This is a genomic window from Staphylococcus sp. HMSC62D11 (genome assembly GCF_001839145.1).
In the GTDB taxonomy this organism is placed as follows: Bacteria; Bacillota; Bacilli; order Staphylococcales; family Staphylococcaceae; genus Staphylococcus; species Staphylococcus lugdunensis.
In genome coordinates this window covers 1-17,122 of record NZ_KV840176.1, presented here as the reverse complement: position 1 = coordinate 17,122, position 17,122 = coordinate 1, and the positions used below count along the sequence as shown (strand labels likewise).

The window sequence follows — 17,122 nt, the reverse complement described above, 5'->3', positions numbered from 1 at the left end:
CTGATACCAAGCTTTATCAATCCTAGTCAACCTTGGCGGGGCAGGACTACGAATTCATAATGAATTTTTCCCGTTCCCTGCTTATATCAATTCTATATCAATATAATCGAAAGAAGGTTAAATAATGAAAAAGCACATGTTGTTTTCACTTTCCATGTGTGCTGTACTCATCCTAAGTGGTTGTGGGTATCAACACCGTGATAATAAAGAAGTAACATTGTCACTACCACGAGAATTTAATCCTAATCAACTTGATGCACAAGGATTTGATGTACCTATGCCAGTGTATAGTGCAGTGTATCAATCGCTCGTAAAATATGGTGAAAATGGCAAAATAGAACCTGGACTAGCTAAATCATGGGACGTATCAAATGATGGTAAAGATTATACCTTTCATTTAAAACAGCATGTAAAATTTAATGACGGATCTAACTTTGATGCATCAGCAGTCAAATTTTCAATAGAAAGAGCCAAAGCAACTGATAAGACAGATCCTATGGAAACGTTGGATAAACTCAAATCCATTACTGTCAAAGATAAATATACTGTTGAGATTAAACTTAAAAAGCCTTCTAACCAAGTGTTACCAGAGCTTACCCAGATTAGACCACTGCGTGTAATGAGTCCGCATGCAGTTCAAGGCGGTAAAATAACTGGTAAATTTAAGAAAGCAATCGGCACTGGGCCTTTCAAAGTAGCCGGTTCGACAAATGAGACGGTGACGTTTAAACCCAATAAATATTATCGTAATGGCCATCCATTAGATTATCGTCTTACTTTTCAATCGATTGAAGATAGTGATTCAAGACATCTAGCGATTGAAAGCCATTCCATTGACATTACTGGTGGCGCATTAGGTCAGATGACACCGCAACAAGTTAAGGAATCTTATCGTAACAAGCATTTAACCGTACATAAATATCCAAGCACTGAAACGCAATTTATGGGTTTCAATCCAACTAACAAAGTATTACAAAATAAAAAGATGCGCGAAGCAATAAGTAAGGCTATCAATGTCAATTATCTTTCTTCAAATAAAACGTTAAAAGGTTTATTCCAAAGTGGCGTGCAATATGTAAATAATGCTAATCAAAATGACCATACGTATGCCCCAGCTGAAGCGCAACGCTTGATTAAGCAATTAGGTTATACAAGAAATGGTGATGGTTACTTCGAAAAGGACGGTAAAGTACTTTCACTGAAACTCGCCCTTCAAACGGACGAATTTCCTGAATGGAAAATGAAAGCTGAAATCATGCAACAAGCATTGAAAAAAGCAGGCATTAAGTTGGATATTAATGTCTTAGATGCACAAACCTATTATGAAACATTGACGGTACGTAAAGACTTCGATCTTATCTATTATCGTAGTTATACGAATGGGTTGATGCCTTATAATTTCTTGAATGCACGTTTTAAACAAAATGGTAAACAGCCAGGGGCTTTTGCGGATAATCAGAAATTAACATCAATGATAGAACAATTTCCTACAATTATTAATACGCATCAACAGCAACAAGCCTTTAACCGATTGTCTAATTATATTGACAGCCAATATCTTGCTGTGCCTATCGCATACCCTAATGAAACATTTGTTACGAGTCCTAAGATTAAAGATTTCGACTTCTCTGGACAAACGGACGCACCTATAAACTTTGATAAATTGAAGGTGTCAAATCATGATTAATATCGTTAAACACATCATTAAACTAATGATTTATTTGCTCATTATTTCATTTATACTATTTATTCTGTTAGAAAACACAACCGGCAATCCGGCGATTCAATATTTACATGAACATGGTGTTGCTCAAATTACTCAAGAACGCATCAAGTTTGCGCAAGATAAACTTGGCTTGAGCCAAGCTTTGCCCGTTCGTTATGTTCAGTGGGTTGGCAATGCCTGTACTGGTAATTTAGGAACAAGCTTTAGCAATGGTGAACCCGTTACTGAACGAATTATCAAAGCAACTGCGCCAACACTTAAATTAATTTTAGGGTCAGCGATGATTCTATTTCCACTTGGTTATATTATTGGATACATATGTGGGAATCATCCAAATCACCTATGGTCAAAAGTCACTACACGTATTGCTCAAATCATCACATCATTACCTGAATATTGGTTAGCGATTATCTTTATTTATTACTTTGGCGTGAAGTGGCACTTATTCCCTTTTGTAGGAAGTAATAGTTGGGCTTATTTTGTACTTCCGATTACGATTTTAGTACTCGTTGAAGGGAGCCATATGATTTTATTAAGCAGCCACCTTTTTGAACAAACATTATATAGTCAACCTTATCAATTAGCTCAATTACGTCACTTCAAATTAAAAGATCGTATTTATTTACAACTGAAAGAAATTTTAGCACCGTTGTTGACGATTACAATTAACAATTTCATTCACTTATTTAGTCGTATCATTATTTTAGAAGTAATTTTTAGTATTTCTGGTTTAGGAAAATTATTAATTAATGGTATAAATATGCGTGATTATCCTTTAATTCAAGGTATCTTAATGATGATTATATTCATTATTTTACTTCTCAATTTCTTTGGAGATATTTTACTTGAAAAAAGTGATCCTCGACTAAAAATGTCTAAAACGTTAGGAGGCCATATAACATATGAAAATTAAGTACTGGATATGGCCTGTCATTATTTTAATTCTAATCATGCTTACCTATCTATTATATGATCAAGCAAATATGATTCATCAAACAGCAGCACTCATGCCACCCACTTGGTCACATTGGCTAGGGACAGATCATTTAGGCCGAGACTTTTTAACTCGCCTCTTTGTAGGAAGTATGGTCACATTGGGATTAACCTCGTTTATCTTAATTGGTACAGTGATACTAGGCCTTATTCTAGGTTTATTGTCAGCAATGATTGGTCACTGGTTTGATTCCATCATGATGGCCCTTGCTGATATGTTAATTGCTTTACCAGCCATTATAATTGCCCTCGTTGTACTTGGATTTATGAATAATTCTATTTTTGGCTTATGCTTCGCCTTAATTATTGGCTGGCTAGGACGTTATTTACGTTATTTTAGAAATTTAGCACGCGATGCGCAAAAGCAACCTTTCGTCAAATATGCGCCATTAAGCGGTTTATCTAAGCTAGAAATAATTATCTATCATATTGTACCTCATTTATTAAGCAATGTGATGGCCTTAGTTACTGCAGATTTCGGTAAATTAATGCTTAGTATTTCTGGTTTAGCATTTATAGGTTTAGGCGTTAAGCCACCCCTACCTGAGTTAGGCGCCATCCTTTATGATGGTAAGAGTTATTTCTATTCTGCACCTTGGCTATTCTTTTTCCCAGGTGTCTTACTAGGAGGTTTCGCATTGATATGTCAGTATCTCAACCGTCGTTTCATTCATTAAAGTCGCTATTACATTTGCAAGATGTCTCTGTCTATCATCATAAAGTTGCTTTACTAAAACAGCTTAATTTAACAGTTAAAGAAGGTAGTTTTCATTGTTTAGTAGGTGAAAGTGGCAGTGGTAAATCATTATTGGCGCGCACCGCACTAAACATGCTACAACCTGAGCTTCACTACACTGGACAAGTGGACATTAACCTTGAAGATACGGATGCAATGTTCCAAGATACAAATAGTAATTTCTTTCAAAATGTGCGTATCCAAAAACATTTCGATGCCTTGTTTGACTCGGTACATTCTAAATTATCAAGACAAGAACAGCATCACTTTGTTGAACGCCAATTTAATCATCTTGGTCTCAAAAACAACTCGAAATTACTTGACTACTACCCTTTTCAACTTAGCGGTGGTATGGCACAGCGCATTGCATTAATTATGTCTATTGTACGAGAAGCCAAATTTCTCATTGCTGATGAACCAACAAGTGCATTAGACTATGATAATCGAAATCATTTAATGCTTTTATTACATCATGTGATACAACAACATGGTATGACAATTCTATTTATTACGCATGATTTAGAACTTGTCATAGATTATGCAACACATATCAGCGTGATGTACGAGGGACAAATCGTTGAAAGTGGTACCTCTAAAGAGGTTTTAACGTCCCCTCAACATCCATATACTCAAAAGTTAATTGACTTAGCAAATAGGAGAACACAATATGTTACAGATTAAGCAATTAAAAAAATCGTATTCTGACAAACAAATATTCACGAACTTCGATTTAACTGTAGGTAATGGTGAGCATTTAATCATTAGCGGCGTAAGCGGGAGTGGTAAGTCTACATTAGCTCAAATCATAGCAGGTCTAGATAAAAACTTTCACGGTAGTGTCAGTTATGACAACTTAGTTCTAGGTAACGTCTCTGACATTGAATGGATGAAATACATTCAATATGTGCCTCAGTATAATGCAAGTACTTTAGACCCTTTAAAGTCAGTGGCATGGATACTTAAACAACCTTTGAAACACTTTGATATACCTGTTAGTGAACATTCAGAGCGACTGCATCAAGTAATACGACAATGTAAAATAGATGATCATTTACTAAACAAAAAAGTAAGCCACTTAAGTGGCGGCCAATTTCAACGTTTATGGATAGCTAAAGCATTGCTAGTTAATCCCGATATCTTAATATTGGATGAAGCGACAACAAATTTAGATGTCATTAATGAAGAATTGATATTACAAATGTTGCGGGAAATGAAAGACTTGCAACTCATTGTTATCACACACGATCCTTATTTATTAAACAGTCTTCCAGGTAAACATTTAGAAATTGCACATGCGTAAGCAATTGAATATGGTATGAAAATGACTTTATAGATATCAAAGCAGTATATTGATAGTACTAAATCGTCGACTGTCATGACCTACCCAGTATTCTCGTCACAATACGAAATACATTTATTTTGAAAAATAAGACGCTACGTATAATTAAATACACAACACTAATTAAAAAATGCATAACAAAAATGGCAGTTTCTATATTATTTCAATAGAAATTGCCATTTTTCTTTAACTCTAAAACGATTTATGTTCTAAATTATTGCATTTATCTTGATTAATGTTTGTCTGTTTTATGTCCTGTTCTAGATTCTGCTTTGGGCTCTGTTAAGGCAGCCTGACGCAATAAGAAAAAGAGTAATAATAAGCCGGCCAACATACCAGTGTGCCCCATTCCTGCAAAGCCTGAAAATGATTCCGGCACATGTTTACCCATGACTTGGAATGAACCTTTTGTAGCCATCATACCAATTGTAATCAATACGCCAATATTATAAATTACAAAGAACCAATTAAATAAATAATAGCTACTTAATTGAAAGACTTTTTCCAGCCCAATAAGTATTAAAAACATGAACATGCCTAAAATCAATGTATGTGTATGTACGACTGATAATTGTGTATCACCAGTAAAGTTATATGCTTTTGTCAATTCCCGATAGTAAAAGCCACTTAATAAACCTACAATCATATACGTTAAAAATGCATAAAGTAATCTGCGCATCTTCAATCCTCCCTCACATTCTTATTATAAAATAAAATGAATTTCTTTAAAGTGACAAAATAAAGAATGTTCCACTTTTATGTCCCAGACTGTTCTTTTACAATAAAGAAGCCAGTAAATGAAGTTATAAAAATCATTTACTGGCTATTTTTCTAGAAATCATGCCCCAGATTTCACTTTACTACTCTGCTTCTATTAATGTACTTTTATCAACGGTAAGTTGATTGCGTGATAAGTAAACAATGAACATAGCTAACAATGAACAAATTGTTTCAGCCACAAGTAATGACCATACTACACCTGTTAAACCGAAGTATTTATCTAACACAAAGAGCACTGGAATAATAATAAGTCCTTGTGCTAACGCCATAATCATCGCACCACGCCCTTGACCTGTCGCTTGTAACATCCCAGTGAATAAGAAACCAATACCATTTAGTAATAATGATGTCATCGTTACTTTTAACATAAAGGTTGCTAAAGCCACAATGTGTATATCGGTACTAAATAGTTGAACAATTGATGTACCAAACAACATCACGATAACCATGCTTACTGCGAAAATCACACCAATTGAAAGTACAACCGCTTCAATCGTATGTTTCATTCGTTCTTTATTTGACATAAAATTATAAGCAATAAGCGGTACAACACCTTCAGCTAAGCCCATAATAATAAGTTCAGGAAATTGTACTAATCTAAATGAAATACCATAACTTGCAATCGCTTCGTTACCATATTTAGCTAAAAACAAATTGAGTATAAGTCCTGTAATACCCATTAAAACAACCATTAAGAAAGCAGGAATACCGATTTTAAAGATATCAACCATAACTTCTTTGCTTGGCAACGCTTCTTTAATATTTGCTGAAATAATATCCTTTTTTACTACAAAATAAATAATAAAGAATAATGCAGCTACAACATTTGAAATTGCTGTTCCTAAAGCAGCCCCTACAACATCTAAATGAAAGCCAAAGATTAAAATAGGGTCTAGAATCATATTTAATACCACACTAGAAAGCATACCTGCCATAGATATCATTGGTTTACCAATTGCTCTAGCAAATTGTTCTAACACAAAGAATAATATGACAGCTGGCGAACTCAAAAACATCACTTTCAAAAAAGAACTCGTAAAGTGTACAGTCTCTCCACTTGCTCCCAACACTTGCGCGATTTGATCTGTAAATGGAAAGGCAAGTGCAGCTACAATAATACCTAATATAAGGCTACTATATATTGAAAAACTACTAATCACTTTACTTTTACTATAATCTTTCGCACCTAACATACGAGAAATAAACGTTCCCCCACCTACGCCAAATAAATTACCAAAAGCCATTAACAAAGCAAAAATCGGCATTGTTAAAGAAATTGCAGAAATCATATGACTGTTATCTAAAAATCCAATAAAGTAAATATTTAAAATACCATATATCACACTTAATAATGAACCAATCATCATAGGTAATGAAAAGTGCATCATAGATTTAAATATGGGTGCTTGTTCAAAATAATATATTTGTTCGTCTTTCATTTTCAAATTCTCCCTTAAATTAATTCGATATCTAATAATTAGATATCTAACTATATATTTAAAATTTAAAGTGACCATGATAGCCATGTATCACTTATTATTATGACTCTATTGCTAAATTGTTTAACATTCGTTTAAAGTAATTTTGTAATTGTAGCTTTTCAACATCAGAAAAATCTTCTAACATTTTTTGTTCAACTTCATCAAATATACCGATAAATGATTCTACAAAAGCTGTTCCTTCTGTCGTTAAGCGTAATATTTTACGTCTTGAATCTTGTGCATCAACCGTACGATAAATCAAATCCATCTTTTCCAAATTCTTTACTGTTGCACTAACAGTAGCGCCTTTACGATTAAAGGCTTTAGAAAGATCCTGTTGTGAAATCCCATCATGTTGATGACGATATAGATAGCCTAGTGTATGGCTTTGTTCTTGTGTAATGCCATACTCATCAAGCTTACGATCAGCATAACGTTTCATCTCATGTGCGAGTGTTCTGATTAAATATTGATACGTATAATTCATATTATGACCTCATTAGTTAGATATCTAACGATTATCATACGCTCTTTTTTAAAATAGTCAACCGATATATTAAAGTTTAAATTTTCAGTTTATAATCAGCTGTTGCCGAATGTCTAATCAGGGATATCATTATGTTTTAGGCTATGAACTAAATTTCGGCAGTAGTTGACTGGACTGAAAATACGCTTAATCCAAGCTTTTTTCAATCCTAGTCAACCTTGCCGGAGCGGGACTATAAATTCATAATCCATTCTGTCCCGCTCCCAAGAAACGCAAAATGCTAATCACTGCACTTTGCGTTTCAAATTTTATATTGTAAATGTATTAATATCTTATGATGGTACTTCGGTACGTTTTGTACTGTGTTTTCTCACTAAAGCTGCAACTAAACTTGAAATCGCTCCAAAAATCATAAAGCCAATCAACATCCATATCGTTGTTGAAAATTCGATTTGATGATTTAAATAAATCAATTCCTTCAAACTTGTGGCGTAATGCGTGAACGGATTCCAATCATAAGCATAATGTTGATAACCTTTAGGTAACATTTGTTTCGGTAATGTGACCATTTGCATACTAAAGAACATTAGAATGAAGAATAATGGTATTGATTTCATTCCTAACCACACCATCACACCTAAAATCAATCCTACAAATCCAAGAATTGACAAACCTACAAACACTGCAATACGCACAGGATGATCAAAGTCAAAGCCGAGTACATCTTTCATAAAATAAATATAAGCAAAGCTACCAGCAAATGCTGATACCGCAGCCATAATCATTTGACCAAATGAAGCGATGACTCTATGCTGAATTGCAAAGTTATTACTCGTTCTAAAGGCAAAGAATAATAAGATAGAAATAACTAATGAGCCTATCCATACTGGCATAAACATTAAGAATGGTGCATTACCTCCACCTTGATGGTCTTTCACTTTATTTACTGTATGACTATCCACGTTTACTGGATTCGTTAATCCTTCGATATCACTTGCTTTAACATCAACATGCTGTTGTTCCAAAGTATTAATGCTTTGTTTTGTAATTTGTTGGTTAATATTTTGCCCCATTTTCGTTAAAACGCTATTAGCCAATTGTGAACCTTGCAAACTTGAACCTTGGCTGACATACGTTTTAAATTGAGCTTGTTTCACGTCAACTTTTTGGTTACCCATCTTTTTCTGCATTTGTTGCACAGCTTGTGGTGGAATTTCACCAGATGCAACCTTTTCTTTCATTTCTGCTTTTTTACTATCCATCACAATCTTTTGCGTTTTGCTCATCGCATTTTTAGAAAAGTCTTTATTGAAGACAGCAGCACCGTAATATTTTTCATCCTTCATGCCTTGCTTTAAGTCTGCTTCATTTTTAACTTTAACCCATTTAATAGTGTCTGAGTCACTATTTAATAATTTATCTTCTAATTTATCTCCAATATTTACTTTTTTACCTTGTATATTAATACCTTCATCATGATTAACAATTGCGATAGGCATTTCTTTAGGTTTTGGATTATATGCTGGATAAAACGCTAATGAAAAGATGATTAATAGTAAAATCCCTGCAATAGGCGCAATCCATAATAATTTGCTTTTAAAAATATTCATCAAACTTACCTCCTTTATAAAACAACGTGTTGAATATTTATCACGTTGTTTATTATAATAGGTATGAACAAATAAACAATAAGCAATGTATGACAAAGTGTACGTTAATGAACACATTCGTTCAATTTGTCTTATAACTAGGAGGTTTCAGTAATCGTGAAAGAAGATCGTCGCATTAGACGGACTAAATCTGCCATTAAAGAGGCATTTATTGATTTGTTAAATGAAAAAGAAATCGAAAAAATTACGATACAAGATATTACTAAACGTGCCGATATTAATCGGGGGACATTTTATTTACACTTTGAAGATAAGTATCTACTATTAGATGAAATGGAAAATGAATGTATCGCTGAAATTTCCAATGTAACAGAATTTTACAATGTCTTAGGTAACGATGCTGAAGAAACGGGACGCTTATTTATTAAAAATGTACTAACTACTATTTTTCATCATATTGATCGTAACATCAACTTTTATCGCACAATTTTAAAATTAGACCGTACAAGTCGCTTGGAAGAAAAAATGAATTCATTATTCAAAGAAAACATGCAAAATTATTTGAGTGTAGACCATGTTATCGCTGGCATACCCGAAATGTATTTCTATAGGTATGTGTCCGGTGCCACGATTTCGGTAATGAAGTATTGGGTTCAAGACCCCGAACGCTTGCCTGTGGATGAACTGATTTTATATATTTATAAAATTGTCTACAATGGCCCCTTACGTCTTTTATCAGAACATCGCCATCATATGCATCAACATGATTGAGCACAAAAAGTTAAAGTGTGGTAAAGTATTAACAACTTAGTAAGTAATATTGAAAGGAATCAGTAAGTATGATTGCAGCATACAAACATTTAACACAAAATGAAATAGTAGAAACAGATTTGGACCACGCACCTTCTTGGATTAACGTTGTAGAACCTGACCGTGATGAGGCAGATGCGCTAATTGAGCGTTATCAAATTCCCGAAGACTTTATACGTGACCCTTTAGACGCAGAAGAAAGTGCACGTATTGAGTATGACGAAGACTCTGGTTATTCACTAATTATTATTGACTTACCTATTGTCAATTCAACCAATCGACGTGTGCTGTCATTTGTCACGATTCCACTAGGTATTATTATTGGAAATGGCATCATTATGACTGTCTGTGATGCTGAAAATGAATTTTTAGAACATTTTGCGCGACAACAAGATATTAATCTGAAATTCCATAGTCGTTTTGCTTTAAATATATTATTAACCATTGCGAATCATTATAATCGCAACTTGCGTTTGTTGAACAAATCAAGAATTCGCATTGAGCGTGAATTGAAAAATAATATTACGAATCGTCAGCTATATAATTTGATGGAAGTTGAGAAAAGTTTAGTTTATTTCTTAGCTGCATTAAAAGGAAATGATACAATTATCAAAAAATTATTCCGTTTACCTGCGATTAAACGTTTTGAAGAAGATGAAGATTTATTAGAAGACTTAATGATTGAAAACAATCAAGCGATTGAAACAACAGAATTGTATACACGTATTTTAGAAAGTATTACCACGTCATATGCTTCATTGTTGTCTAATGAAATGAACAATATTATGAAAACTTTAACGTTGTTTACCGTATTACTGACCTTACCAACTTTAGTCTTTAGCTTCTTTGGTATGAACGTCCCGTTACCGATTGACGATCACAGTTACGCCTCTTGGATTATCGTTATAGTCGTATCATTAATTTTAGTCACAATTGTTGGCATCTTTTTATGGCGCAAACAAAAAATATAATAAACAGGTTAGGACATAAATCCGAAAAAAACGGCAGTAAGATGATTTTCAATTAGAAATTATCTTACTGCTGTTTTCTATTTACAATACGACACATGAAAACATTTTTGGCGTTGTAATTTTAAGACGTTATATTTATGTCTTAAACAATTTTCTATGATTTAACGTCTTGATAAGCTTTTCTACGTGATAATATAATAGTCAGCCCTGCTGCGATGATAAACGAAATCACCATTCCAATAAAGTAATGTAACCATCCACTATGAGATGCGCTGATTGAAATAAATCCAGGTAACCCCGCTGTACCAAGCGCAATGGCTTTAACTTTAAAGAACGAAATATAAGCTGCTCCAAAGGCTGAGCCAACAATTGCGCCAATAAATGGGTATCTTAATTTTAAATTAACCCCAAACATGGCTGGTTCAGTAATACCAAGTAACGCTGAAATTCCAGCAGCAGATGCTACACCTTTTAATTTTTTATTTTGTTTAATAATAAAGAAAGCTGCTAACGCTGCACCACCTTGTGCCACGTTTGACATCGTCGCAATTGGAAAGATAAATGAACCTCCTGTATTTTTCACATCTGCAATCAGTGTTGTTTCAACAGCAATAAAGCTATGATGCATGCCTGTAATAACGATTGGAGCATAGAATAAACCAAAGATAAAGCCACCAATCGCACCTCCAAATTCATATAACCATGTTAAACCATCAGATAACCAATAGCCTAACTGACGTGTAATCGGTCCAACAAATAAAAATGTTAAAAATGCTGTTGATAAAATAGCTAATAAAGGTGTTAATAGGTTATCTAATACCGTTGGAATGACTTTACGTAGTCCTTTTTCAATATTTGCTAAAATATAAGCTGCAAATAACATAGGTAATACTTGGCCTTGATAACCTACTTGATTAATATGTAATCCAAAGATATCCCAATGTGGTATCGCTTTTCCCGCTTCCACTGCCTTTGGAAAATCATAGGCACTCATCAATGATGGATGTACTAAAATCATCCCTAACGCTGCCCCTAAAAATGGATTTCCACCAAAGCGTTTAGCTGCACTAAATCCAATTAAAATTGGCAATAACGTAAATGGTGCATTGGCAAAGATATCTATCATACTTGCTAAACCAGCGAATTGGTCATGCTTTTCAATAAGCGATTGACCTTTATAGAACAAATCTGGCGCGGTTAAAATATTATTAATCCCCATTAATAAACCGCCAGCAACAATCGCTGGAATAATCGGAACAAAAATATCAGATAACATTTTGACAAAACGTTGTAGTGGATTCAAATTTTTAGCAGATTTCTCTTTAACCTCTGAAGTTGTTGAAGCTTCTTTTCCTGTTATTTTTTCTAGTTCAGCAAACACATGGTTTACGGTGCCTGACCCAATAATAATTTGATATTGTCCGCCTGTTGAAAACGTCCCTTTCACTACATCCATTTGTCCCAATTTCGCTTCATCAACAATACTTTCATCCTTTAATACGAGTCTGAGCCTAGTTGCACAGTGTGCCATGGCTTCTAAATTCTCTTCACCACCTATAGCTTCAAGAATTTCTTGTGCCGCTTGTTTATAATTCATGCAAGATGCCTCCTTTAAAAATAGAACCGGTTCCAATAACTCACTTTCATTGTAAACGCATACAATTACAAAAGCAATAGTTGCCACAAAATTTTAACTAATTAAATCTTTTAAATATGGGTAAAAATGCTATAACTAATGTAAGGAGTCGATACGATGAAAACACGTGGTAAAATCGAACAATTATGGCGCCAAGAAAAATATCATGTGATGATGCATAGTCAACAACATTATAATCATATACGTGCAATGCTTAAATCAACACCAACTTATGCTGAGGTTGAATCAGCAATCAATGGAGCACTGTCACAATCCCCTACAATGGGAAGTATGATTAATTGCTACGATCATATGTGGGGCTATTTTAAATCCAAAGCAACTGATGCAGAAAAACAACATGCACAATACTTAAAGCACGCTTTTCAACAACAGCAAGTGTCATTTGATGTGTTATTAACATTTATAAAATCATTAGCTGACCGTTATCATGTACACTATTTACAACAGAGTCATATATTACAACAGCGCCCTCATCAATAATATTTTGATAAGGGCGCTTTGGATATCCATGGGCTGTTATTTAACACAAAATTTCTATAATAAACAATATTGAATTAAGAAGAAGTAAACCATGTAGAAAATTCGTTTATAAATGTGAACCGCTGACGATACATTAACATCTATGTCTGGGGAGTATTGACAACTGTAATGATATCTTATTACTACTTATACTTAATGATTAGGTTGCGCTAGAAGCTATTCTCTGCTGCTGATTCTGTGTATGTGATGCATAAGTCATTCTACAATCATGACAACGTCTCATGATGTTATTCTATGATGTTTGTTCTATAAAATATGTGACGTCATTTAATTGAATAATAACTATAAGCCTGCTTCTGTTGCCATATACATTACATGATGATTTGCGATGTCAATTGTCGTAACAGGTTCGTGACATTGTTCATTGCTGTTGTTCATAGGTGCTATTGTGTTAAATCACATTACCAATTTGATTCAAATTGATATCTTTATTATGCACAAAAAAGCATGTTTGCAACCTATTAAAAATTTCCAAAATGTAAACACCATATTTCTAATCCGACTTTTAAGTTGTGCAAAACTGAAAATTTTAAGCTATTTTTCATGAAATTTGCTATATTTTTTTAAAATTTACTATTACTATTTAGGTTTCTTTCCGCTATAATAGCAAATATTATTCACAAAACATGACTTTTTCTTGTTGCGTGTACACGAATTTTATTTTAGGAGACCATATTAAATGACTTGCACTTTAGTAATACATGAACGTTTATCAAGCGCTCCCTCGCGCAACATTAATCAAATTATTTTACTTTTTTCACTAACTAATGAACTTCGCATGACAATAAATAGCTCGACCTTTGACTTGGACAATCATATCGCCATCATTAACCATGGAGATATATTTAATATTGAACAAGGTCAAAATATCGTAGAACTTCGCATTCCACTCGTGTATTTTTATATGAAAGATACTCAATTCTTTTATCACTATTTTGATCGACATCTGTTGCAATCAAACTTGTACATTAAATCACTATTATTTAATCGTATCCATCAGCATGTTAGTGATGAGATTGACGATGATGATACGATATCAAAGATTATCCAAACACTTTTTAAAGAAGCAGTAGTGAAGCATCCATCTTTATATACACCGCGTATGTCAGTCAATCATCCGAGTTTCACTAAGGCGTTGACATTTATCAATCAGCACGTGTTATCTTATATTACTTTAAGTGATGTCGCACAGCATTGTAATATTTCCGAATCTTATTGTTCAAATCTTTTCGGTCGTTATTTGCATATGAATTTCAAAGAATATTACACAACGTTAAAACTATGTCGCGCACTTCATTTGCTGTTAACAACTCGTTATTCTATTAGTGCAATAGCGACAGAAATTGGTTTTACAAGCCATACTAATTTTACAAATCAATTTAAAAAGTTTTTAAACTTTAGTCCAAAACAATTTCGTATCCGACTGCAAAACATTGTGGACAAACCACAATTACATTTTACTCAAGCTATTCCAGATCATCTTTTGTCCTATATTAATCAAAATACACGACTTGAAAAATTAGCTATTGAAACAACTAATATTCATATTGATCATTTCAAACCACAACAACAGACACAAACTGCAACTGCTTTTATTCGCTTCAACACGTTTAATGAACTCTTTCATTATCTTTTCAATGAATATTACAATATTGACTTATCGTATTTACCGCATCCTGCTGTGCTAATCAATGACTTGTCTAATGATTGGATGCAACATTTAAATCAAAATTTACTCAATCTAAGTATTGAAAAGTTGTTTGATAAGAACATCAGCTTAGCGTTAACCATTAAAAGTAAGCAACAATTTGATAGTGTGTATCAAATGATTTTAAATTTCTTAAACGACACACAAGATTATAAGAAACATCTGAAACAAGTTAAGTTTATGCTGATATTTGATAGTGCATCCATGACACCACACGATATCCATCTTGCACATTTAAAGCTTAAAAATAAACATAAAAATATTAAATATGGCCTTATCATAGATGGTTTACTGCGTCATTTTAAAACAGTTCAGGAGACGTATGACTTAATGCACAGAATGAACTTTCATTTTTACTTTATTGATATAGAGAATACCAACATCAAAAATTTACTTGTTGATAAAACGAAAGGTTTCACACATACAGCAACGCATTTTGAAAACTATTTGCGCTTTATACAAGAATCACAAATACCTTCTTATAAATTTGTGTATAGTCACCTCTCAAAGCGGTGCTTTAAATATACGAATAATGGAAGTCTTCCATTACAATTATCTGATTTAGTTTGTCACCTTACACAATTGATGAAATATGGCGGTGGTATTTGTTATCGTCTCTTTGAAGATGACTCCCTTGACATTGCTCTATTTAACAAATATGGTAGTTTGAAACCGATTATGCACTTATATCAATTTGTTGCTGCTTTTATGAATGAACCGATCGAAATTACAAATAATTATATGTTAAGTCGTAAAGATGGGGATTATCACTTTTTAATCTTTAATAAAATAAATGACCGTTATTTATCAGACAATAAACAAATTTTCAAATTAAATAACCGGTTAAATACGCAAACACAATTCATTATGCAGACATTAAATCACGAGCATGGCATGATAGCCAACTTATTACCTCAAGATAATAATCCACGATATATAGAAAAGCATATTTTGAAACATTTAGACCGCAGTAACTATCCTAAAACTGAATTATATATTCAGCAAATACAGCATGAAACGCGAGAAATTACATTAAAGCACGATGAAGTCAAATACTTGTGTATCAAGCCAACCTAAGTAAAGATCAACGTTTATTTCTAATTATTTTGGGCAATACCATTATTAAGGAGATGATTCATTTGGATAAAGCACAAGCAATACAAGAGATGACTGATGTCTTAAACACTTCTAAAGTAGGCGTACTTTCTACGGCCTATCATAATCAGCCAAACAGTAGATACATGGTATTTTACAATGATGGCCTTGAGCTATACACTAAGACTAATATTAATTCAATCAAAGTAGCTGAAATACAAAATAATCCTCGTGCCTATATCTTGTTAGGATATAACGATACGAAACAGCGTAGCTTCGTAGAAATTGATGCCAACATCGAAGTTGTAACAGACCAACAAACGATTGATTGGCTATGGGAAACACAAGATAAAAGTTTCTTTTCTTCTAAAGATGATCCTGAATTATGTGTCTTAAAAGTGACGCCTAAAACAATTAAATTAATGAATGATCCTGATTTAGATACCCCAGCAACACTGGACTTATCCGAATAAGCGAATTAACAATTAAAGGAAAGCCTGTTATCTTGAAGTATAAGACAAACAAGCTTTCCTTTTGTATTTACTGATTAAAGCATAAACATGTTATCAAATTTTGACATTTTTAAATTTTAAGTCAGATTTAAAATAATTCAATATTGCATTCTTTGAGCAGGTCTTGTATAAATAAAATAACAATATATAAAGGAGATTCTAACATGAAAAGTAAAAAGGGATTAGGAATTACATTAATCGTAGTAATGCTTATTGCTTGCGTTGTTTTAGTTGTTCTCATGATGACTGGCGCTAAGAAAGATACGTATTACGGTATTATGAAAAATGATACAACAATTGAGAAAATGGTTAGTGAAAAAGACCAAAAGGTAGAAAAAAATGTCAAACTTCCAAAAGACACAGATGCAAACGTTCATAAAGGAGATTTTGTCTTGCTTGTTAAAAATGAAAATTCAGACGAATTCTCTCGTGTATCTAAAGTGAAACATGATGATATTCCACACGGTTTAATGATGAAAATCCACGACATGAAACATATGCATCATTAATTTTGCATAGAATACAATAAATCCCCAGCTTGATTGTATACTGAACCCAATAGTTGTATTTGTTCAGCACATGCTTAGCTGGAGCCCTTGACTGGATTGAAAATATGCTGATTCAATCCTAGTCAATCTAGCCGGGGTCTGGGACATTAAGTTCTTAAACAATGTAAA

Annotated in this window: 16 protein-coding genes; 11 read left to right on the top strand and 5 right to left on the bottom strand. The window is 33.4% G+C overall.

The window, feature by feature from the left end:
- The first annotated feature begins 124 nt into the window (after positions 1–124).
- Genes HMPREF3267_RS00450 through HMPREF3267_RS00430 form a run of 5 tightly spaced genes read left to right on the top strand, consistent with a single transcriptional unit; the run spans position 125 to position 4,755 of the window.
- Entirely contained in the window at positions 125–1,687 is a 1,563-nt protein-coding gene (locus HMPREF3267_RS00450) for an ABC transporter substrate-binding protein (protein ID WP_002478722.1), read from the top strand.
- Positions 1,680–2,639 carry an ABC transporter permease gene (locus HMPREF3267_RS00445; protein ID WP_002460247.1) on the top strand — a complete coding sequence of 320 codons (960 nt, stop codon included), beginning with the start codon at positions 1,680–1,682 and terminating at the stop codon, positions 2,637–2,639. Before HMPREF3267_RS00450 ends, HMPREF3267_RS00445 begins: the two co-directional genes overlap by 8 nt.
- Positions 2,629–3,396 carry an ABC transporter permease gene (locus HMPREF3267_RS00440; RefSeq protein ID WP_062078025.1) on the top strand — a complete coding sequence of 256 codons (768 nt, stop codon included), beginning with the start codon at positions 2,629–2,631 and terminating at the stop codon, positions 3,394–3,396. The genes HMPREF3267_RS00445 and HMPREF3267_RS00440 overlap by 11 nt, the downstream gene beginning before the upstream one ends.
- The gene (locus HMPREF3267_RS00435; protein WP_012990747.1) at positions 3,363–4,136 is read left to right on the top strand and encodes an ATP-binding cassette domain-containing protein; all 774 of its coding nucleotides are present in this window, start codon (positions 3,363–3,365) and stop codon (positions 4,134–4,136) included. Before HMPREF3267_RS00440 ends, HMPREF3267_RS00435 begins: the two co-directional genes overlap by 34 nt.
- Positions 4,123–4,755 carry an ATP-binding cassette domain-containing protein gene (locus HMPREF3267_RS00430; RefSeq protein ID WP_002492839.1) on the top strand — a complete coding sequence of 211 codons (633 nt, stop codon included), beginning with the start codon at positions 4,123–4,125 and terminating at the stop codon, positions 4,753–4,755. Before HMPREF3267_RS00435 ends, HMPREF3267_RS00430 begins: the two co-directional genes overlap by 14 nt.
- A gap of 271 nt (positions 4,756–5,026) precedes the next feature.
- Here the strand turns inward: HMPREF3267_RS00430 and HMPREF3267_RS00425 are convergent, their stop codons facing one another.
- The 4 genes from HMPREF3267_RS00425 to HMPREF3267_RS00410 form a co-directional block, all read right to left on the bottom strand.
- A complete protein-coding gene (locus tag HMPREF3267_RS00425; protein WP_062078027.1) occupies positions 5,027–5,473 on the bottom strand; it encodes a DUF2871 domain-containing protein in 447 nt (148 codons plus the stop codon).
- Between the two features lie 181 nt (positions 5,474–5,654).
- A complete protein-coding gene (locus HMPREF3267_RS00420; protein ID WP_062078029.1) occupies positions 5,655–7,013 on the bottom strand; it encodes an MATE family efflux transporter in 1,359 nt (452 codons plus the stop codon).
- A 100-nt stretch (positions 7,014–7,113) separates the two neighbouring features.
- Positions 7,114–7,542 carry a MarR family winged helix-turn-helix transcriptional regulator gene (locus HMPREF3267_RS00415; RefSeq protein ID WP_002460253.1) on the bottom strand — a complete coding sequence of 143 codons (429 nt, stop codon included), beginning with the start codon at positions 7,540–7,542 and terminating at the stop codon, positions 7,114–7,116.
- A 332-nt stretch (positions 7,543–7,874) separates the two neighbouring features.
- Positions 7,875–9,152, bottom strand: coding sequence for a YhgE/Pip domain-containing protein (locus HMPREF3267_RS00410; protein ID WP_002478717.1), 1,278 nt, complete (start codon positions 9,150–9,152; stop codon positions 7,875–7,877).
- A gap of 156 nt (positions 9,153–9,308) precedes the next feature.
- On the opposite strand from HMPREF3267_RS00410, the gene HMPREF3267_RS00405 reads away from it, so the two are divergent.
- Complete coding sequence (locus HMPREF3267_RS00405) at positions 9,309–9,923, top strand: TetR/AcrR family transcriptional regulator (RefSeq protein WP_002460256.1); 615 nt, start codon at positions 9,309–9,311, stop codon at positions 9,921–9,923.
- 68 nt (positions 9,924–9,991) lie between these two features.
- Complete coding sequence (locus HMPREF3267_RS00400) at positions 9,992–10,933, top strand: magnesium transporter CorA family protein (protein WP_002460258.1); 942 nt, start codon at positions 9,992–9,994, stop codon at positions 10,931–10,933.
- Between the two features lie 154 nt (positions 10,934–11,087).
- On the opposite strand, the gene HMPREF3267_RS00395 is transcribed toward HMPREF3267_RS00400, so the two are convergent.
- Entirely contained in the window at positions 11,088–12,530 is a 1,443-nt protein-coding gene (locus tag HMPREF3267_RS00395) for a sucrose-specific PTS transporter subunit IIBC (protein WP_002478716.1), read from the bottom strand.
- Between the two features lie 156 nt (positions 12,531–12,686).
- Between HMPREF3267_RS00395 and HMPREF3267_RS00390 the strand changes: the two genes are divergently transcribed.
- The 4 genes from HMPREF3267_RS00390 (at position 12,687) to HMPREF3267_RS00375 (ending at position 16,954) form a co-directional block, all read left to right on the top strand.
- Positions 12,687–13,070: a YbgA family protein gene (locus HMPREF3267_RS00390; protein ID WP_062078031.1), complete on the top strand. Its 384-nt coding sequence runs from the start codon at positions 12,687–12,689 to the stop codon at positions 13,068–13,070.
- Positions 13,071–13,809: 739 nt separating this feature from the next.
- Positions 13,810–15,915, top strand: coding sequence for an AraC family transcriptional regulator Rsp (rsp, locus tag HMPREF3267_RS00385; protein WP_070823817.1), 2,106 nt, complete (start codon positions 13,810–13,812; stop codon positions 15,913–15,915).
- A gap of 62 nt (positions 15,916–15,977) precedes the next feature.
- Complete coding sequence (locus HMPREF3267_RS00380; RefSeq protein WP_002478713.1) at positions 15,978–16,406, top strand: pyridoxamine 5'-phosphate oxidase family protein; 429 nt, start codon at positions 15,978–15,980, stop codon at positions 16,404–16,406.
- A 203-nt stretch (positions 16,407–16,609) separates the two neighbouring features.
- The gene (locus tag HMPREF3267_RS00375; protein ID WP_002460263.1) at positions 16,610–16,954 is read left to right on the top strand and encodes a DUF4889 domain-containing protein; all 345 of its coding nucleotides are present in this window, start codon (positions 16,610–16,612) and stop codon (positions 16,952–16,954) included.
- Positions 16,955–17,122 lie beyond the last annotated feature (168 nt).